This window comes from Roseibium alexandrii DFL-11 (assembly GCF_000158095.2).
Lineage (GTDB): Bacteria > Pseudomonadota > Alphaproteobacteria > Rhizobiales > Stappiaceae > Roseibium > Roseibium alexandrii.
On the sequence record NZ_CM011002.1, the window covers coordinates 5,167,268 to 5,184,875 of the forward strand.

Genomic DNA, 17,608 nt, shown 5'->3' on the forward strand with positions numbered 1-17,608 from the left:
GTTTCATGTTCCTGAGCGAACTCTACCGATCCGCACCTTGAAGGTCCCGCGTGACCGGCCTAAAAGAACGGCATCTACTTCTTGAGAAGGATGGCCAGATGTTCGGCAAGGTGTTGAAGTCATTGTTCGGCGGATCAGATGCTCCGCAAAAGCCCGGCAACAGCGTGTCGGTCGAGTATGACAGCTACACAATCATCGCTGAGCCTCAGCAAAATGGGGGGCAGTGGCAGGTTCGGGGGCGGATTGAAAAGCAGGACGGTGAAGAGCTGAAAAGCCATGTGTTCATCCGGGCAGACACCTTGCCGGGGGAAACAGAAGCCGCGAATGAAATGATCCGGAAAGCCAAGATGATGATCGACCAGCAGGGCGACAGCATTTTCAGCTGATCCTTCCATTTGACCGCTTGACGGGATATGGCCTTCTGGATCAGCGTTGTGTCGACATCCTCGTGGGCCTGAGACGTTAAGAGGTCCTGGGCCGCGGGCCTTATGTGCCGGATACAGACGGTGAACCAGAAAGCCAACATGAAAAACAACGTCGCCTTCAGTCTGCCGAATATCTTGACCTACGGCCGGATCCTGGCCGTACCGGCTGTTGCGTTTTGTTTTTATTTCGAGGGAACAACGCCGCGCTGGATTGCGGTGGGACTGTTTGTTCTCGCAGCGATCACCGATTTCTTTGATGGGTATCTGGCGCGTGCCTGGCAGCAGCAATCTGCTCTTGGCCGGATGCTAGACCCGATTGCCGATAAGCTGCTGGTATCTGTATGTCTTTTGATGCTTGCCGCGGATGGGACGATCGGCGGCTGGTCTATCATTGCCGCGTTGATCATCTTGTGCCGCGAAATCCTGGTGTCCGGTCTGCGCGAGTTTCTCGCAGAGCTGCAGGTCAGTGTGCCAGTGACCCAACTGGCGAAGTGGAAAACCACGGTCCAGATGGTTGCGATTGGCCTTCTTCTCGCGGGGCCGGCCGGCGATCTGATCTTCACGTACACGTCCTTGCTTGGTTTGACTGCACTTTGGGTGGCGGCCGTTTTGACCCTATATACGGGGTACGATTACTTCCGTGCAGGGATAGGGCACCTCATAACGGAATAATGGGATGAACCGGTCAACGGTCGAGGGAACAATGAACATTCGTTATTTTGCTTGGGTGCGCGAGCGCGTTGGGGTTGAAGAAGAGACGATTGAATTGCCGCCAAGTGTCGTGACCGTGGCGGACCTGATCGGTCATCTCAAGACTATTGATGACAATCACGCTTTTGCATTTGAAGACGAGGAGGCCATCCGCGTGGCCCTGGATCAGATGCATGTGGAAGCCGACGCGGAGCTCGGTGATGCCAAGGAAGCGGCTTTTTTTCCGCCGATGACAGGGGGCTAAGCCGTGGCGGTGGAGGCAACGGTCCGGGTTCAGGCTGAGGACTTCAGTGCGCAATCCGAAATGGACACCCTGACAGCTGGGCGGCAGGATGTAGGCGCCCTTGTTTCCTTCACAGGGTTATGCCGCAATGAGGCCGGAACGCTTGCGGCGCTGGAACTCGAACACTATCCTGGTATGGCCGAAGCCGAATTGGAACGGATCGCCAGCGACGCCCTGAAACGGTGGCCACTAACTGGTCTGACAGTGGTGCATCGGTATGGGAAGATACAACCGGGTGAACAGATTGTGCTTGTTGTCGCCGCGTCTGCCCACCGCCGTGCCGCCTTTGAGGCGGCTGACTTTTTGATGGATTTTCTTAAGACCCGCGCACCGTTCTGGAAAAAAGAACACTTCGTGTCCGGGAAATCTGAAACTTGGGTGGCTGCCAAAGCCGATGACGATGCGGATGCCGAGAGGTGGATCGCATCCTAACGGTTTGCTACCTCTGAGGTGGCCCGCCAAATTTTTTGTGCTCTGCCGGTCAATGGGCCGGGAGAGCTCTTTGTGTTTGATCGGAATACCCAGTGAAAGAAAACGATACGTCCGCTGATTACGGCTCTTCGGCCGGCCGGCCACAGTCCTCAGCCCGAGCTGCAAAACCGGAGATCCTTCGGGAGCCGGGCATTCCCTTTGCCGAATTTGTAACAATTATCGCTCTGCTAATGGCGCTGAATGCGCTTGCAATTGACGTCATGCTGCCCGCTCTCCCGGCAATTGGGGAGGCGCTCAATATTCAGGAAGAGAACAACCGCCAAACTGTTTTGTTGCTCTATCTGGTAGGGTTCGGCGGCGGCCAGTTGTTCTTCGGCCCGATCGCCGATTCCCTCGGCCGACGCAAGGTTCTGATCGGCGGCTTGGTGCTTTATAGCCTTGCCAGTATTGCGGCGATTATCACGAATGACCTCACGCAGTTTCTGGCGGCACGTGTGCTGCAGGGGATTGGCTGCGCTGCGGCACGGGTGACGGCCCTTTCAATCGTGCGGGACTGCTTTACCGGGCGGCGCATGGCGAAGGTCATGTCTCTCGTCATGATGGTGTTCATGGCGGTGCCAATCATCGCGCCGTCTGTCGGGCAGGCGATCCTGTTCGTTGCCGGCTGGCACTGGATCTTCACCATGTTGCTGGCAGCGGGTGTCGGGATGCTGGTCTGGACCTGGATGCGCTTGCCGGAAACTCTGGCTCCGGAACACCGCAGGCCAATGGTCATGTCAAACATCGCAGGAGCCTACTGGAAGGCGCTCACGACCCGCGTGACGCTCGGATATACGATCGGGCTGTCCTTCATTTTCGGCGGCTTGTTCGCGTTCCTGGCCATGTCGCAGCAGATTTTTGTCGATGTCTTCGGGCTGGGTGCGTACTTCCCTGTGGTTTTTGCCGGGATTGCCATAGCGATGGCTATCTCATCCTTCATGAACTCACGTCTGGTGGAAGCCATCGGTATGCGGCGCTTGTCTCATACCGCCGCGCTGATCTTCACAGGGTTGGGGGCACTCTTGGCAGCCGTTGCCGCGTTGGGATTTGAAAGCCTGTGGCTCTTCCTCATCCTGACGACCCTGATCATGACGACTTTCGGGTTTTTGGGCGCGAATTTCAACACGATGGCGATGGAACCGCTCGGCGATATCGCGGGCACCGCATCTTCAGTGATTGGGTTTGTGAGCACGCTGGGCGGGGCTATTCTGGGTTATGTGATGGGCCAGCTCTTTGACGGGTCGACAATGCCGCTTGGGCTTGCATTTGCCTGTTATGGCTTAAGTGCAATTGCCTGCATCTTGTTTGCTGAAGGTGGCCGTATGTTCCACGCATTGGAGCGCGGCGACCAATAATACACTGAAAGAAAAAAGCCGGGCGGGTACCCGGCTTCTTGCATCAGCGCAGGGGCGCCGGATCGTTGTCCGGAACCGGAGCTGCAGGCATTTTGGTGTCCGCAAATGCAGGGACGGCTGTTTCGAAAGCGTCCAGCCAGGCCACCAACTTTGGATGATCAGATCGCCAGTCGCCATTGTAGCGAATGTCCAGATATCCGAGAGCGCAAGCCAGTGTGAGCGTACCCGCATCAATATCGTCAGCCGATTTCGGAGCAGCTGGAGCATTGGCTTCGAAATGCGCCAGGGTGCGGTCCATCTTCGCAGCCTGATAGGTGTCCCAGGCCGGATCGCGGAATTTGGGCTCCTTGAAACGTTTCTCGTAGACCCTCAGGATCGCCGCATCCATCATTCCGTTTGCAAGGGCTTGATCCCGAAGGACCAGATAACGTGCTTCGCCTTGCGGAAACAGCTTGCCGCCACCCGCCAGGAAATCGAGATACTCCAGGATAACCGAACTGTCGTAAATGACGTCGCCGTTTTCCAAAACGAGCGCCGGGATCTTTCCGAGTGGGTTTTGGCTGCGCAGATCATCCGAGGGATCGGCCGTGTTCGCCTCGACAATTTCGATCCGGTCTTTGAGACCCAGAATTGCCATAGCCAGTTTGACTTTGCGTCCAAACGGTGATGGCGGGGACGAGCGCAATTTCATCATGGTGAAACTCCTTACATGAAGACGGGAATGAATGATGCTATCGGGCGAGCGGCGGGACGACGGTGAGCGTACCGGAGCGGCAGCCGTTTCGATCGACAGAAGGACAGGAGCGGAATTCCAGATCCTTCGACATGCAGATACGGACTTCTTGAAGTTCGCCGCGTTCGCAAACAACCGCGATGCCGTCCTTGGAAAGTCCCGGATTGACGCTTGAGAATGCCGCTTCGATCTTGGAGGGGGCAGCCTGTCCGCGTTTGTTGATCGTCCGGAAGGCTTTGGGGATCTGGACCTTTTCGAATGCGTCGCGGGTCAGATCAAAATAATCCTCAGGTGTCAGTCCCGAGCAAGTGCCGTGTTTGCGCCATTGATGAAAAATCAGGCCGTGACTCGGCATGATGTCGTCCATATCAAAGGCGATCTGCCGATCAATGCGGCGTTGGCTCGTATCGCAGCTTTCCGGATAGCCGCGGTCGTATTGTGGCCAAAGACCATGAACAATAAAGCGGAACGGTGTCCGCGCATCACACTGGTGGGGACTGGCATTCGGTCCAGCTTCCCGGCAGTAGGCGGGGGACCAGGACAGTGCCAGGACATAGAAGTCAAAATCACCGGGTGTGTCGGCTTGGACAGTTGGCGAAAATCCAAAGGCAACGATGGCCGCCACAGCAACGTGCTGTAGAAATTTCGCCAATCTCATGATTTGATCTATCCGAGTGTAAATTATTGCGCTGTTAGCGTACGGCATGAGCCGCCATAAACATACCACTTATCGCGATGATTCAGGCATGTCTCGACATTCCAGCTGATCCCGAATGCGCCCGCGTGGGCTTCCAGCAGATATTTGACCGCGACCCTGCTGCCGTCAGACAGGCTTGCAGTCCCACTGCAATACCGGCGGGTCACAGCGCTGGAGATACTTGATCGATACGTTGTGTCCCGGATTTTGTCGAGCTGGATGATGCGGACCCCATTGAAGTAGCTCGGTGCGCGGCTCACCGTATTCTGCACGGCGCGTTGAACAGAGGAGGCGTCGCAGCCAGGCAGCTGATTGGACCGCTCACTGGAGAAATAAAGCCGGTGATCGTCAGCTGCAGCAGTGGCTGTCATAAAACCGGACAGGGCCAGCACAGGAAGGGCAAAGCGGGCAACACGAAACAAACTCATAGCCGAACCTCCAAAAACGCTTGGCTCTGACGATGGGGGACATCCAGGAGCAGGTCAAGCAGGGATCGTTAAAATCGGCTCATGGGCTCATTCGCCGACAATCTGATGAACATTCCAATCGGCTCCCGGCCCTTGCCGAACCGTTTCACAGAGCCACGGAAGCACTACATTCATTTCGCTTGAAAGGGTAAAGGGCGGGTTAACCATAGTCATGCCTGAACCCAACATACGGGTATCCGGGCCGCTTTTGCCCGCATTTAGTTCCAGTGCCAGGATGTCGCGCAGCCCTGCCTCCTCGAAGTCCTTGTGCATTCGTGAAATGGCCCGTGCATCCTTCATCGGATACCAAAGGGCAAAGGTGCCTGTTTGCCATTTCCGCCAGCTTTTGATGACCGCTGTGGTCATGTCGCCGAATTCGCTCGTTTTTTCAAAGGCCGGGTCAATCAGGACAAGCCCGCGTTTTTCCTTGGGTGGAAGGAAACTGCCAAGCGCCAGCCAGCCGTCCAGATGGATCGTTTTCACCTGATGATCGCCTGCGAACAGATTTGAAAGGGTTTCAAAATCCGCCGGATGAAGCTCGGTAAGGGTCAACCTGTCCTGTTTTCGCAGCATGCGCCGGGCAAGCAGTGGAGAGCCTGGGTACGTTTTCAGCGTGCTGTCGCCATTTTCACCGCGCACGACATCAAGCCAGGGAGCCAGAAGCTCCGAAACACTCTCCGGTATATCACTGGCGAGCACCTTACCGATGCCCTGTTGCCACTCTCCCGTCTTTTGGGTTTCTTCCGACATCAGATCGTAGCGCCCGATGCCCGCATGGGTATCGATGATCCGGAAACCCTTTTCCTTGCGCTGGAAATACTTGATCAGACGCGCCAAAACGGCATGCTTCAGAACGTCACCAATGTTGCCAGCGTGGTAGGCGTGCCGATAGTTCATTCCGCAACGCCCAGTGGGTCTTTGCGTAGGAAAACAACGGCTTTTTCGCCGTGATCCGCCGTGCCGATTTCTTCAAAGCCGAGCCGCTGATGGAACCTCAAAGAGCCTGGGTTTGGTGGCCTCGAGTTCACCTCGCAGACGAAGCTGCGGCCTGTGTCTTTCAGGTGATCGAACAGCGCCTTGTAGAGTTTCTCGCCAATTCTCAAACCGCGCCGAGTTTCATCGACACAAATGCGGTCTGTATAGGAAAAGTTGGAGACGTTTTTGCTCAGCCAGCGATAATTCGCGCTGGCATAATCCGCACCGTCGCTGATCGACAATAGAAAACCCACGGGCTCCTCGTCGATCTCCGCAACCAGGCAAACAAGCGATTGGCCGATCAGATCCAGAAGTTCTTCTGCAGACAACTCGTTCACAGCCGGCACGGCAGCGTTGTTCAGGGGCAGCAAGCAGCTCAAATCCCCTGGGCGGAACGGCCGGACATTTGCGGTCGGATTTGAAGTTGTCGTCATCTGCTGCCTTTCTCATGCGCATGATGGCAGCCTTATAGTGCGTGGCGTGCGGCAATAAAAGCAGGCTGGATACCTAAAACAACGGGCGCACCAGTGATGCGCCCGGAATTGTGTGATGCAGGGCTTCCGGCCGAGGCCGGAAGAGTGCAGCTTATTCGTAATCTGGCTGCTCGCCTGTGCCGTCGTTGACCGGCTGGTCGTCAGCGCCGCCGCTCGAACCGTCTTCTTCGAGCATTTGCAGGTTCACCGCTTTTGGGCCCTTGCCCCGGCGATCCGGTTCGGTCTCGAAAGAAATGCGTTGCCCGCTGTCCAAGGAGGCGAGTCCTGACCGCTCAACTGCAGAAATATGGACGAAAACATCTGTCTCGCCATCATCCGGGGTAATAAATCCGAAGCCTTTGTCGGACTTGAAGAATTTCACAACACCGGATTGGCGTGGCCCACGTTCGACCGGCGGATAGTCCCGCCGTGGAGGACGATCTCCCCCTTCACGGTTTCCACCGCCGAATCCGCCCCGGCCGCCACCGCCGCCGCCGTAACCACCGTCACGACCACCGCCACCGCCGCCGTAACCACCGCGGTCTCCGCCGCCATAGCCACCTTCACGACTACCGCCGCCGCCATAACCGCCACGGCCACCACCGCCGTATCCGCCGCCATCACGGCCGCCACCGCCGCCGCCGCCGCCGTAACCACCGCGGTCTCCGCCGCCATAGCCACCTTCACGACCACCGCCGCCGCCATAGCCGCCACGGCCACCACCGCCGTATCCGCCGCCATCACGGCCGCCACCGCCGCCGCCGTAACCACCGCGGTCTCCGCCGCCATAGCCACCATCACGGCCGCCGCCGTAACCACCGCGGTCGCCGCCACCGCCGCCACCATAACCGCCACGGCCACTGCCGCCGCCAAAGTCATTATCGCGCCCACCCCGGTGACCGCCATCACGGCCGCCGCCATAATCACCACCGAAGTCGCTTCCGCCAAAGTCACTGCCGAAGTCTTGCGGACCGCCAAACTCGCGCTTGCCGCCGCGCCGACCACGCGACCGCCGGTCCGAATCCCCATCGTGCATTACGTAATCACCTTAATTTCCGTGCCGTTCCGGCACTAACGCCAATTCTCACCCGCCTTTTCGGCCGAGCCTAAATCGGAGAGCACATCGAGATGCACTCACCAAACTCAAGGATCGGGGTGAAGTAGAGCTGCCGCACCCCATTCCATCCGCTGCGGAAACATCATAAGGGCGCGATTGTGAAAATCGCAAGAAAATCCTTAGGGGAAAGGTTATTTAGACGCGTTTTTTAGAGGCCAAGTGTTTGACCATTTGGACAAGTCTGGCTCCGTGTTGTCACACGTTTTGCGCGAAGCTTCCTCGAGTAACACCAATCCGGTGCCGTTCCAGACCCATCTGTTCCACAGTCCGCATTCGCCAACGCCGGACCCTTTAAAGTAGCTGATCAACTGACGATCGGCTGGCACCCAACGGGCATTGTAAATCAAATCGGTGGCGATTGGACCGCTTTCAGACATCCTTGCGACATGAACCTGACGTGCAGCCCCATCCTTGCCCGCATAAATCGCGACATAAGGGCTGTTGTAGGCCGTCGGAGCACCACACGGCACGATATAAAGGGATGCGCCGTCCTCCAGCGGAACGCGAACTGCATTCAGGCTGGCAAAAATGGTCGGGTCGATCGAAGAACACAGGCGGTTGGCGTGCCAAATCGCGGAAACTTCGGCTGGGAGCTCCTCCGGAGCCAGAATGGGAAGCGCATGCGGTGCGTTGATCGGAGGCTCAGATCCGGGCGAGACAATGGCCGAGGCCGTTCCTGTCCTGTTTTGCCGGTTGTCCAGCCAGAGAAGGCCCGACTTCAAACCCTGTAGAGGAATGGAAACGGATACTGTTTCCGCACTGCCTTCTCTGGGCATGTGCACGGTCAGTTCTTGCCCTGTTTGCAGTGCCGTAAGCAGTGTGGATGTGACTGCACCCGTTGGGTACCAGAAGCCTTCGCCGCCCAGCGGCCGGAAACCGGGTGGTGATGTAACTGCAGCCTGAATTTCCCGCAATTGTTCGATGGGCAGGGATTCTATCGTTGTCCCGTCGACATCGAAGCGCAGTGTGCCGGTCTGGGGGAGGACAGTGTTTGTGGTCAGCCGCAGCAGCGGTTGGGCATCCGCACGCCAATCCCGGACAATCCGCAAATCAACCCAGACGGACTGGTTCCGGGTGAAAGATGAGGAGAAGCAGGCCCCGGTGCTTGCGCAATCGACAAGCCAAGTATCGAACACCGGCGCTGTGCGCCCTGGCTGAGCTTGGGCGCTTCCGGCAATTCCAAGGGCCAGAAGAGTTGCCGTGACAGCGCTGAACAGTCGTAACGTCATTCGGTGCCGAACCTGATTTCTTTAGCTCTTCCAACAAGAGCCTCTCACCTTTTACGAAATCAACGCCGCAAGGTGAACCCATGGACCATTACAAACATGCAGCTCTGGCGATTTGTCCCGTATTTGTTACAAGGGGCAGGATAACTTTCATCCAGGAGATAACAGTGGCGCAAGACATGTCGAATTCGGATTCCGGGGCAGGAGAGACTGGCCAGGGTGAGGAGATGCCGCCGATCCAGATCATGATTGTGCCTGTCACGGGGTTCCAGCAGAACTGCTCCGTGATCTGGAACCCGGCGACCATGGTGGGCGCCGTCGTTGATCCGGGCGGCGATGTCGACACCATCATGGCCGCAGTCAAAGAGAAAGGCGTGAAAGTCGAGAAGATTGTTCTGACCCACGGCCACATAGATCACATCGGCGGCGCTGCTGATCTTGCCGAACGCCTTTCAGTTCCTGTCGAGGGACCGCATGAGGCCGATCAACCCCTGATCGACCGGGTTGCCGACCAGGCGGCCCAGTTTGGAATGGGGGAAGCCAAGCCGGTGTCACCCGACAAATGGATGCAAGAAGGGGACGTCCTGACAATGGCGGGGCGTGAATTCGACGTCCTCCATTGCCCAGGCCATTCACCAGGCCATCTGGTTTTCATCGACAAGGAGTTGCGGCTGGCGATTTCAGGTGATGTTCTCTTTGCCGGGTCCATAGGACGGACCGATCTACCGGGGGGAAGTCACGAGACGCTGATCAAGTCGATCACTGAAAAGCTTCTTCCGCTTGGAGACGATATCTCGTTCTTGCCAGGGCATGGGCCGGCATCGACGTTCGGCCACGAGCGCCAGACCAATCCATTCTTGACCTGAGCATCCGGCCGGATCGATCAGAGCAATGATTCCAGCTCATCGATCCGGTCATTCACCAGCCAGCCATAATAGTTTTCGCGCGGCCACGAGTTGCCGCTGCGGCGGAACTTGGCGGCACGGCTCCATGGGTCCCCGAGATTGTAGAGCGTTGCGGTCAATCCGGGGTTTTTTGAAATGTCCACTTTGCCGACAGACTTGTAGGCGTCGATTGCGTCCCGGATGATCGCGGCCATGTAGTGCAAAGACTGATTTGGATCCATGGTCGCCTTGTAGACGCCTTCCGGATTTGTGGACTTCAACTTGCGGAAATTGCTGGTGCGTGCCACCCGATCGGTCATCTTCAGAACCGTCAGCGGGCTCAGCTGACCGAGACCGAAGCTTTGGCCTGCATAGAGCGGTTGGAAGAACGCCTCGTTGAAGTTCTTCCGGGGATAGCGGACGCCATCGACGCTTTTGCCGCGAAAGCGGCTGTTCCAGACCTGTTCGTAACAGGACCAGCGCCGGTCGCTCGCTTTTTGCACGTGCTCCTTGCGGCACCTGTCAAATTGCGGGCGCTCCACAAAAGTTTCGACTTGCTCGCCATTGAGCTCAAAGTCGAACCGGATGCCGGCGTAAGCCATCGCCTTCACGTAGTAGGACTGTGCGCTGTCGAGAGTGTCATAGTTGTAGGTATGTTCGCCGACGATCGCCCCGACAATGTGAATCGGATCAATGCCATACCGGCTCGCGACGCGTTTGATGGATGACATGAGCCGCCGGTCACGCCTTAAAACGCTTAGCACCTTTTCGAATTTGGCGTCGTATGACGAATTGGAGGCTGAGGTCCTGCGGGATGAGGCGAAGGGGATCTTCGGTTGAGAGCGGTACCGGTTGCCTTCCGGGACCACCCGCACCGATTGGGCATGAGCGGAAGTTGTTAGCCCATGGTTACTACCGATCGGTAGTAAATGCCCCAGGCAGAAAAACACTGCGAACATGGCAATGGGAGCGGTGACCCTATGGACGACAGTGGTGCGTTTCATGTTTTTGCTCGGGGCCAACGCTCTTAATGTATCGCACCCTCGAATTGCGGGTGGTGGATTTCAATGGTCCGTAACCGTGTATATTACGCAACGTTACAAAGCGGCATATTATTTTGTTTTATGGCTGCGAAAAAAACACTCTTCCCGGCGTGATGCAACTCTGCGAACCTCATACATCCAAGCCATCAACAAGGAAGTGATACAAATCACAAAGGCTTGTCCGCCCCCGTACGTAATGCATGCGCCGCCGCCTCAAGACCCTTTGCGAATGTTTGGTCCCATGTGTAACCGGACATCAGGCGGAACGCACAGTTCATCATAATAAGCCCTGCTGTTCCTCAATCCACACATCTCCCGTTGTATCGAGACATACCAGAGCGCCTCGCACGCTTCGGCAAGGTGGGGAGAGATTGTTTCCTCTGTGGATTCTGCGTCCGCCCTTGCGGCGTCGAGCTTTCGTAAGGCAGTCTCGAGCCGCTTCTGCAGCCGGAACAGCGTTGCGGCTTTCTCGTTGAGAATCTCGTTCTGTAGGGCCTGTGACAGCGGATCTTCATCATTCTTCGGTTTGTGAAGGATCTGCGGTGGCCGTACGGACATGTTTCAATCCTGAGAGCAGGGGCAAGGAACGGTTCAAGACACAGCGGACTTGTTTTTTGTCAGTATGTCCTGTGCCCAAATTAAACCCCCGAGGGCAGCCAGTTTCAAGGCGCAGGGGAGGGCTGCATATGTGAGGCTTAGGACCCAATCCAGTCTCGGCGTCATGTCTCCCCCCGGTACATAGCCTAAAACACCAAGGATCGGCAGGGCCAATCCAGTCGCAGCCGCAAGAGACGTCTTGGAAAGCAGCGCCATCAGTGAAAAGAGGCGCGATGCATCAGTCTGGCGGTCATCAGCGTCGATGTGGTCTGCAAGAATGGCAGGTGGCAAGGCCAGGTCTGCCCCGAGAGCCAGGCCCGACAGCGTGCACACAATCGCATAGGCGGCAATATCTCCGCGACCAAGAAAAACGGCCCATATGAACGTAACGATCGCGAGCCCGAGCGAGAGTTGCCAAGCTCGGATTTTCCCAAACTTCGATGCCAATTTGATCCAAAGCGGCATGGATGCGGTGCCGGACAGGAAATAGATTAGCAAAAACAGTCCTGTATAAGGCTCCGCGCCGAGCCGGTCCCGCACATAAAAGAGAACAAGAACCGCGGGAATTGCGCTGGCGAAGGTATTCAAAAGAACGAGGGAAAAGAATACTGACCGCCAGCGGTCCTTCAGAAGGCTCAGCCAGTTTGGCCGGTGATGCGCTTGCTTGGGGGCGGAGAGCTCAGCCGACTTCATCCATGAAAGCAGAAGCAACAAGCCGACAACAAGAAGCGGCAAGTAAGCGACCGTTAGGTAATGAAACGCCTGTTCCTGCCCGGCCCATTGTGTCAGCAGGGTTGGTGTGATGGCGGCTGCAAGCAATCCAAGAAGACCAAGGGCCTCGCGCCCGCCGGTGATCCGTGTACGGTCTTGAGGGCGCGACTCCCATAAGCCACCCAGGGTTTGAAGGTTGATCGTGACGATCGAAAATCCGGTGGTGCAGATAAGAACCGATAACGCAAACCATGGGAGTGGTGCAGAGGTTAGTGGATGAAACAGCATCCAGAAACCAATGCCCAACATTACAGTTCCCACAGCCAGGATTTTTGGCCGGTGCGAGTGGAGCCGGTCACTTATGCTGCCGATGAACGGATCTTGAAACGCGTCAATCAACCGTAGGGCCAGGAGGACGACGCCAAGGCTTGCAAGGGACTGACCCAGTGTGACGGCATAGAAGTCAGGCGCATGCAGATAAATCGGCAGACCGGCGAAGGACAGAGGGAATGCCAATGCGCCATAGACCAGGATGGACCGCGTCGTAATCCGGCCAGAAGTCTGTCCGCTAGTCGCCAGGTTCACAGTTCGCCCGGTCTCGGTTGCTGTCTGCTCGGAGATCGTCAAGAGCCGGCGCCGACCAATTTCGCGCGCAACCGCGGGTTTTGGGTGTTGCTGCCAAGCCAAATGTCAAAAAAATGTTTTGTGAAAGCTGGGTCCGCGATTGTGCCGATCTCTTTGTTGCCGAGATAGAAAACACTGCTTCCAGACGCGGTGCGGACCCCAGTTATGGACTGACCGGAAGACACATTGGGGAAAATCGCTGTCATCTGCTTGGTCCAGCCGTCCAGTTGAGCCTTGGAAACCCCCTGTTTGGCCATTTCCTCTGCGGATTTTTCGGCAATTGCTTTGCCTTTGAAATTGCGCAGATAGGTGAGCCGCAGAGCAAATGGATTGGACGAAGAATACACCCCGTTTGGTGCGTAAAGCTCAGCATCGAAGACGTTGAAGCCAAGAAACTTCATGCGGCCTTCTCCAACTAGGCTCGCCGAAGGGACAGACCTTGCGGCAGCGCCCAAATCTGCATGAGCTGGGCCCGAACCGAAGGAAAACATGATTGCGGTACACAAAGCCACCGCAATAAGGATACGTTTGGTCCAGGGATATCTTTGCTGAATTTGCACACCGGCCTCCTTGTTGGATCCCCCGGTGTACGAAGTACGTAGGATTATGGATTGCCGGCCGCTGCCGGCTATTCGCTGAAATTGGCTGGGTGATTGCTGAAGTGACCGTAGTTTTGATCCGTTAGCTTTTTCTTCAGAACAATACAATGTCCACCAATACCCTTGCATATTTTCCCAATATTCGCAGGAGTTTTGTCTTGTTGAAGGAGTGTTTGGCTGCGTTCGATTAAGAGAAAATTTGCAGTCTTCCGTTATATCTCTTCCGAACCTTATAGGGGAAGATTATGAAGTTCTGGCAATCAGTGAAATTCACCACGACTGTACCAATCGTGGCCGTGGTAGCGGTGGCGTTTATCGCCTTCGCCTACATCACATCCTCTCAACGTGTTGCAGCTGTGCAGCAAGCTTTTGAACAGCAAATCAGCATGAGTGCCAACCTGACCAACCAGGCTCTGGGCAATGCGATTTGGGATTTTGATCAGGACCTCGCCAATACGCTGCTTTCGCCTTTCCTCGATAATCCGAATTTTTCCTGGGCTATTGTGCAGGAAAAAAATGGCGACGTTTTTGCCTCACTGATCCGAGATGAGAAGGCGGTCAATGAAGAACTGATTGGTCTCATCCCTGAGGAACTGCGTGGTGAAGACGCGGCAGCAACGACAACTTTCTTCTCCGACTACAACTATGAAATAGGTATCAAGCCGATTACGCGCGGAGATGGTGATTCCGTCGAAAAGCTCGGTATGATGTACGTGGCGTTCGACATCTCTGCGATCAACACTGCACGCAGCGAAGCGTTGATGACAGCGCTGGTTATTACAGTGATTGCGATCCTTGCTGTGTCCTTGGTGCTGGTTGCTTTGATTCGCCGGATTACCGGTCAGATTGGAACTTTGTCCGACACAATGGGAACGCTTTCGAGCGGCAACTACGATATTGCCATCCCCTATGTCGAGCGTGTCGATGAAATGGGTCAGATGGCCCGTACGGTCGAGATTTTCCGGGATAACGGCCTTCGTCAGCGCGAGCTGGAACAGGAGCAGCAACTGAACATCGAGAATGAGCGCCGCCGCCAGACCGCGCTCGATGAGATGATTTCAAGCTTCCGTGACGACAGTCAGCGCCTGTTGGAGCCCGTCTCGCATTCCACCGACAGCATGGCCAATATTTCCGGGATTTTGATGGACCTTTCGACCACCAATACCGAACGGACAGCTTCAGTCGCTGCGGCAACCGAACAGGCTTACGCGAGTGTTCAAACGGTCGCATCGGCTTCCGAAGAACTGTCCGCCTCCATCGGGGAGATTTCCCGGCAGATCGGCGAGACGAGCGAAGTTGTCTCGACGGCCAATGACAAAGCGACTTCTGCCAATGAGCAGGTTGCAAGTCTTGCGGCGTCGGCCCAGAAAATTGGCGCGGTTTTGCAGCTGATCCAGGAAATTGCTGAACAGACAAACCTTCTGGCATTGAATGCTACCATTGAGGCAGCACGTGCAGGTGAAGCGGGCAAGGGCTTCGCAGTCGTTGCGGCCGAAGTCAAAGAGCTGGCAACGCAGACCTCGAAAGCGACGGAAGAAATCTCTGCTCAGATCAACGCTATCCAGGGCGCATCGGCAGACTCGGTAGCAGCAATTGAAGAGATTGCGACCATCATGGAGCGTGTGAACGAATTTACCAACTCCATCACCGAAGCATTGGAACAGCAGGGGGCTGCGACTGAAGAAATTAGCAGTTCGATCCAGGAAGTTGCTTCCGGCACCAGGGAAATCAGTGAAAACATGACTGGTGTGAAAGCTGCCGTTGACGATACCACCGAGTCGGCATCTGAGGTGTCTGTTACATCTTCTGAGGTTGCTGAAAATACACGCCAATTGGCGACCCGGATTGACGATTTTCTGAAAACAGTGGCAGCAGCCTAAAGGTCGCCAACCAGACCAGAGGCAAGGGTCCCACGTGGTTCGCGTGGGGCCCTTTTTCTTTGGTGGCCTGATTGCTGGGTTCGGCTTCACAATTGTTTTTTGCAAGTACTGTTCTATAGTGCTTGGACAGCAAAAAACGCGACTGTTGACAGTTTGTGGAATGCGGTGTGTTGGGCACGCAGCAGTTCCAGATTTTGGTCTTCCGTGCACACGGGCGAGATCATGCCTTCTGCCTGGACTGGTCTGACGGTCATATGATGCGGTGGTGGACACTATCCAAAAGGTAATTTCATGAGTGACTCTGATGTGAAGTTGCGCCTTAGCAAGCGGACCAAAACAGAGAAGCCGAAGCTCTATAAAGTGGTCTTGCTGAATGACGACTACACCCCCCGTGAGTTTGTTGTGCTCATCTTGAAAGGTGAATTCCGGTTGGACAGCGCCCAGGCGGATGTCGTCATGCTGACAGCGCATCAGAAAGGCGCGTGTGTCGTGTCAGTTTATCCAAAAGACGTGGCCGAAACAAAAGCCACCCGTGCGATCGACGCTGCTGGCCGTCTTGGATATCCCCTACAGTTTAGCGTTGAACCCGAGTAAAGTGCTTCGGCAAGATCGCTGGGTTGCTTCAAATAAATCAACAAAAAACCCGGCTCAATGCCGGGTTTTTCGATAGTAGTCTTGTTTATCAGTCCCGTAGCTTAACAACCTTGTCGTTGCCGCCGCTCGGGCCGTCGTCATCGGGATTCCCGTCGTCCGGTTTTGCAGCACTTTCAAGGAGGTCATCGTCCTCATCCGTGACGGGAAGCGGGTCGGTAATTCCAAGGTCGGCTGCAGGGTCAAAACTCTCGGTCAAACCAAGTTCTTCAGCTGGCCCGCGGCCCTCCATCGCCATCTGGTAGTTGGCAATAACGGTCTTCAGCTGCGCGATCTGTTCATTGGCCGTGTCGACCTGTATCTTGTACCGCTGCAGGCGTTTATTTTCATCGACCAGATCTTCCAGATTGTCGGCGAATTTCTGGTTCTGGTTCCGCTGGTGGTTCAAATCGGTCAGCGTGGAGTTGTAGCGCAGGTTGACCTCACGCAGCTTGGCTGTTGTCGCCATAAGCTCGTTGCGGTCCTTTTCGTGGTTTTTCTGAGCACTGTCGAGTAGGTGCTCGATCTCCTGCATCCGCTTGACGAGTTCGCGGTTGCGCTCCTTGATTGTCGAATTCTCGCGGGCCATTTCCTGCAAGGACTGGGCGCCAATCCGGCGCTGCGAGGAGAGGTTCTCAATCTCGGCGTTCAGTGCGTAGACTTCATTGTCGTGTTTGCGCTGTTCTTCTTCCAAACGGGACTTGGCGTAGACAAGCTCCTGATTGGCGACATCAAGATGCGACTTCAGATCTATGTTGTCGTTTCGGAAGTCAATCAGTTCGCGCTTGGCAGCTTCAAGTTCGCTGGATGCCTGGTTGTTTTTGCGGATTTCCTCTTCCAACAGCTTGGCGCTCTCGGAGAGATTCTGCTGCAGTTCCTTCTCGCGGTGCTTGACGGCCTCAAGATCCGAACTCAGGCTTTCCGAGTGCTTCTCCAGGGTCTCAAACTTGGCTTTGAGATCGTTCAGCTTGCCAGAGAGGTCCGCAATTTGAGCATTGGCGTCGACCAGTTTCGCGCTCTGCTGGCGGTACTCTTCGTTGATCTTTTTGTTGTTGTCACGGATCGTGACGATGTCGTTCCGAGCCGTTTCCAGCGCCGTGCGGGTCTCCGTCGAGCGCTTGCGCAGCGAGTGGACCTCCGCCTGTGCGTCCTCCAGCTGGGTGGTGAGCGTCTTCACCTTGTGCTCAGCGTCCAGAAGGTCGGTAGAAATTTTGGCGTTTTCGGATTTCAGCCGGACCTCGGTCTCAACGCTGGCGCGTGAGCTCTCGATGTATTCAGCCATCATGCGGATGCTGGTCTGGCTTTCCGCAGCGAACGCGGCCATCTGGTCAAAGGTCTGGGTGAGCCCGCCAACACGGCCTTTCAGGCCATCCAGCTGGTTCATCTTTTCCTGCATTCTCAAGGCGAACGGCGACAGCTGTTCCACGTTGGAAGACGTGTCCTGCTCCGATATCTGTTCCGTTACGGTCTCGATCTTCTGGTCCAGGCCTTCGCCGGGGCGCGAGGATTTCGAGAAAATGCCCATTCCGTGCTCCTGAAGTGCCGCGAACGTCATTGGTCTCGCGGGATACGCAATACATTAAGCCTTTTTTAACCCAATTGGAGGGGCCGTACAACGACTCAGACGGTGAAGCCCACATTACACCGGTCAGTGTTACCTTAAAAAGAAGGATATCCCCGGCATTTTAGCCAAAGTTCTCGAATGGT

Annotated in this window: 20 protein-coding genes; 8 read left to right on the forward strand and 12 right to left on the reverse strand. The window is 55.9% G+C overall.

Going from position 1 to position 17,608, the window contains the following annotated elements:
- Window positions 1-50 precede the first annotated feature (50 nt).
- The 5 genes from SADFL11_RS23830 to SADFL11_RS23850 all read left to right on the forward strand — a co-directional run bounded on the left by SADFL11_RS23830 (window position 51) and on the right by SADFL11_RS23850 (window position 3,245).
- Window positions 51-386 (forward strand): HlyU family transcriptional regulator, encoded by a 336-nt coding sequence (locus SADFL11_RS23830; protein ID WP_008191612.1) that lies wholly within the window; start codon window positions 51-53, stop codon window positions 384-386.
- 138 nt (window positions 387-524) lie between these two features.
- Window positions 525-1,097: a CDP-diacylglycerol--glycerol-3-phosphate 3-phosphatidyltransferase gene (pgsA, locus tag SADFL11_RS23835; protein ID WP_040452403.1), complete on the forward strand. Its 573-nt coding sequence runs from the start codon at window positions 525-527 to the stop codon at window positions 1,095-1,097.
- Window positions 1,098-1,128: 31 nt separating this feature from the next.
- Window positions 1,129-1,380, forward strand: coding sequence for a molybdopterin converting factor subunit 1 (gene moaD, locus SADFL11_RS23840; protein ID WP_040452402.1), 252 nt, complete (start codon window positions 1,129-1,131; stop codon window positions 1,378-1,380).
- 3 nt (window positions 1,381-1,383) lie between these two features.
- Entirely contained in the window at window positions 1,384-1,851 is a 468-nt protein-coding gene (locus SADFL11_RS23845) for a molybdenum cofactor biosynthesis protein MoaE (protein WP_008192233.1), read from the forward strand.
- Window positions 1,852-1,943: 92 nt separating this feature from the next.
- Window positions 1,944-3,245 carry a multidrug effflux MFS transporter gene (locus SADFL11_RS23850; RefSeq protein ID WP_008193946.1) on the forward strand — a complete coding sequence of 434 codons (1,302 nt, stop codon included), beginning with the start codon at window positions 1,944-1,946 and terminating at the stop codon, window positions 3,243-3,245.
- A 43-nt stretch (window positions 3,246-3,288) separates the two neighbouring features.
- Here SADFL11_RS23850 and SADFL11_RS23855 read toward each other — a convergent pair whose 3' ends face one another.
- The 7 genes from SADFL11_RS23855 to SADFL11_RS23890 form a co-directional block, all read right to left on the reverse strand.
- The gene (locus SADFL11_RS23855) at window positions 3,289-3,939 is read right to left on the reverse strand and encodes a glutathione S-transferase family protein (protein ID WP_040450896.1); all 651 of its coding nucleotides are present in this window, start codon (window positions 3,937-3,939) and stop codon (window positions 3,289-3,291) included.
- Between the two features lie 37 nt (window positions 3,940-3,976).
- Window positions 3,977-4,636: a ribonuclease T2 family protein gene (locus tag SADFL11_RS23860; protein ID WP_040450895.1), complete on the reverse strand. Its 660-nt coding sequence runs from the start codon at window positions 4,634-4,636 to the stop codon at window positions 3,977-3,979.
- A gap of 23 nt (window positions 4,637-4,659) precedes the next feature.
- Window positions 4,660-5,103: a hypothetical protein gene (locus SADFL11_RS23865; RefSeq protein ID WP_008189936.1), complete on the reverse strand. Its 444-nt coding sequence runs from the start codon at window positions 5,101-5,103 to the stop codon at window positions 4,660-4,662.
- An 87-nt stretch (window positions 5,104-5,190) separates the two neighbouring features.
- Window positions 5,191-6,039, reverse strand: coding sequence for a 23S rRNA (adenine(2030)-N(6))-methyltransferase RlmJ (locus SADFL11_RS23870; RefSeq protein ID WP_008197226.1), 849 nt, complete (start codon window positions 6,037-6,039; stop codon window positions 5,191-5,193).
- Entirely contained in the window at window positions 6,036-6,551 is a 516-nt protein-coding gene (locus tag SADFL11_RS23875; RefSeq protein WP_040450894.1) for a GNAT family N-acetyltransferase, read from the reverse strand. The genes SADFL11_RS23870 and SADFL11_RS23875 overlap by 4 nt, the downstream gene beginning before the upstream one ends.
- Before the next feature lie 151 nt (window positions 6,552-6,702).
- Window positions 6,703-7,626: a cold-shock protein gene (locus SADFL11_RS25780; RefSeq protein ID WP_008193263.1), complete on the reverse strand. Its 924-nt coding sequence runs from the start codon at window positions 7,624-7,626 to the stop codon at window positions 6,703-6,705.
- 212 nt (window positions 7,627-7,838) lie between these two features.
- Entirely contained in the window at window positions 7,839-8,936 is a 1,098-nt protein-coding gene (locus SADFL11_RS23890; RefSeq protein WP_008194408.1) for a DUF1176 domain-containing protein, read from the reverse strand.
- Window positions 8,937-9,160: 224 nt separating this feature from the next.
- Here SADFL11_RS23890 and SADFL11_RS23895 point away from each other — a divergent pair, with 224 nt between their 5' ends.
- A complete protein-coding gene (locus tag SADFL11_RS23895) occupies window positions 9,161-9,799 on the forward strand; it encodes an MBL fold metallo-hydrolase (RefSeq protein ID WP_040452398.1) in 639 nt (212 codons plus the stop codon).
- Between the two features lie 17 nt (window positions 9,800-9,816).
- Here the strand turns inward: SADFL11_RS23895 and SADFL11_RS23900 are convergent, their stop codons facing one another.
- The 4 genes from SADFL11_RS23900 to SADFL11_RS23915 form a co-directional block, all read right to left on the reverse strand.
- A complete protein-coding gene (locus SADFL11_RS23900; RefSeq protein WP_208981551.1) occupies window positions 9,817-10,821 on the reverse strand; it encodes a DUF1402 family protein in 1,005 nt (334 codons plus the stop codon).
- 252 nt (window positions 10,822-11,073) lie between these two features.
- The gene (locus SADFL11_RS23905; protein WP_040450893.1) at window positions 11,074-11,418 is read right to left on the reverse strand and encodes a DUF6665 family protein; all 345 of its coding nucleotides are present in this window, start codon (window positions 11,416-11,418) and stop codon (window positions 11,074-11,076) included.
- A 33-nt stretch (window positions 11,419-11,451) separates the two neighbouring features.
- Window positions 11,452-12,795 (reverse strand): MFS transporter, encoded by a 1,344-nt coding sequence (locus tag SADFL11_RS23910; protein ID WP_008190501.1) that lies wholly within the window; start codon window positions 12,793-12,795, stop codon window positions 11,452-11,454.
- Complete coding sequence (locus SADFL11_RS23915) at window positions 12,792-13,193, reverse strand: chalcone isomerase family protein (protein ID WP_209002696.1); 402 nt, start codon at window positions 13,191-13,193, stop codon at window positions 12,792-12,794. Before SADFL11_RS23915 ends, SADFL11_RS23910 begins: the two co-directional genes overlap by 4 nt.
- Window positions 13,194-13,636: 443 nt before the next feature.
- Here SADFL11_RS23915 and SADFL11_RS23920 point away from each other — a divergent pair, with 443 nt between their 5' ends.
- Together SADFL11_RS23920 and clpS are read left to right on the forward strand one after the other, a co-directional pair.
- The gene (locus tag SADFL11_RS23920; protein WP_008193579.1) at window positions 13,637-15,271 is read left to right on the forward strand and encodes a methyl-accepting chemotaxis protein; all 1,635 of its coding nucleotides are present in this window, start codon (window positions 13,637-13,639) and stop codon (window positions 15,269-15,271) included.
- Between the two features lie 291 nt (window positions 15,272-15,562).
- Entirely contained in the window at window positions 15,563-15,865 is a 303-nt protein-coding gene (gene clpS / locus SADFL11_RS23925) for an ATP-dependent Clp protease adapter ClpS (protein ID WP_040450892.1), read from the forward strand.
- 88 nt (window positions 15,866-15,953) lie between these two features.
- Here the strand turns inward: clpS and SADFL11_RS23930 are convergent, their stop codons facing one another.
- On the reverse strand, window positions 15,954-17,426 hold the full coding sequence (locus SADFL11_RS23930; RefSeq protein WP_008189393.1) for a coiled-coil domain-containing protein: 1,473 nt from the start codon (window positions 17,424-17,426) through the stop codon (window positions 15,954-15,956).
- Window positions 17,427-17,608: the final 182 nt, after the last annotated feature.

Coding starts and splice junctions, on each gene's coding strand:
- SADFL11_RS23865 (WP_008189936.1), bottom strand. CDS start 5,103: ATGAGTTTGTTTCGTGTTGCCCGCTTTGCCCTTCCTGTGCTGGCCCTG.
- SADFL11_RS23860 (WP_040450895.1), bottom strand. CDS start 4,636: ATGAGATTGGCGAAATTTCTACAGCACGTTGCTGTGGCGGCCATCGTT.
- SADFL11_RS23905 (WP_040450893.1), bottom strand. CDS start 11,418: ATGTCCGTACGGCCACCGCAGATCCTTCACAAACCGAAGAATGATGAA.
- moaD (WP_040452402.1), top strand. CDS start 1,129: ATGAACATTCGTTATTTTGCTTGGGTGCGCGAGCGCGTTGGGGTTGAA.
- SADFL11_RS23890 (WP_008194408.1), bottom strand. CDS start 8,936: ATGACGTTACGACTGTTCAGCGCTGTCACGGCAACTCTTCTGGCCCTT.
- SADFL11_RS23855 (WP_040450896.1), bottom strand. CDS start 3,939: ATGATGAAATTGCGCTCGTCCCCGCCATCACCGTTTGGACGCAAAGTC.
- clpS (WP_040450892.1), top strand. CDS start 15,563: ATGAGTGACTCTGATGTGAAGTTGCGCCTTAGCAAGCGGACCAAAACA.
- SADFL11_RS23895 (WP_040452398.1), top strand. CDS start 9,161: ATGCCGCCGATCCAGATCATGATTGTGCCTGTCACGGGGTTCCAGCAG.
- SADFL11_RS23915 (WP_209002696.1), bottom strand. CDS start 13,193: ATGAAGTTTCTTGGCTTCAACGTCTTCGATGCTGAGCTTTACGCACCA.
- SADFL11_RS23870 (WP_008197226.1), bottom strand. CDS start 6,039: ATGAACTATCGGCACGCCTACCACGCTGGCAACATTGGTGACGTTCTG.
- SADFL11_RS25780 (WP_008193263.1), bottom strand. CDS start 7,626: ATGCACGATGGGGATTCGGACCGGCGGTCGCGTGGTCGGCGCGGCGGC.
- SADFL11_RS23900 (WP_208981551.1), bottom strand. CDS start 10,821: ATGAAACGCACCACTGTCGTCCATAGGGTCACCGCTCCCATTGCCATG.
- pgsA (WP_040452403.1), top strand. CDS start 525: ATGAAAAACAACGTCGCCTTCAGTCTGCCGAATATCTTGACCTACGGC.
- SADFL11_RS23875 (WP_040450894.1), bottom strand. CDS start 6,551: ATGACGACAACTTCAAATCCGACCGCAAATGTCCGGCCGTTCCGCCCA.
- SADFL11_RS23930 (WP_008189393.1), bottom strand. CDS start 17,426: ATGGGCATTTTCTCGAAATCCTCGCGCCCCGGCGAAGGCCTGGACCAG.
- SADFL11_RS23920 (WP_008193579.1), top strand. CDS start 13,637: ATGAAGTTCTGGCAATCAGTGAAATTCACCACGACTGTACCAATCGTG.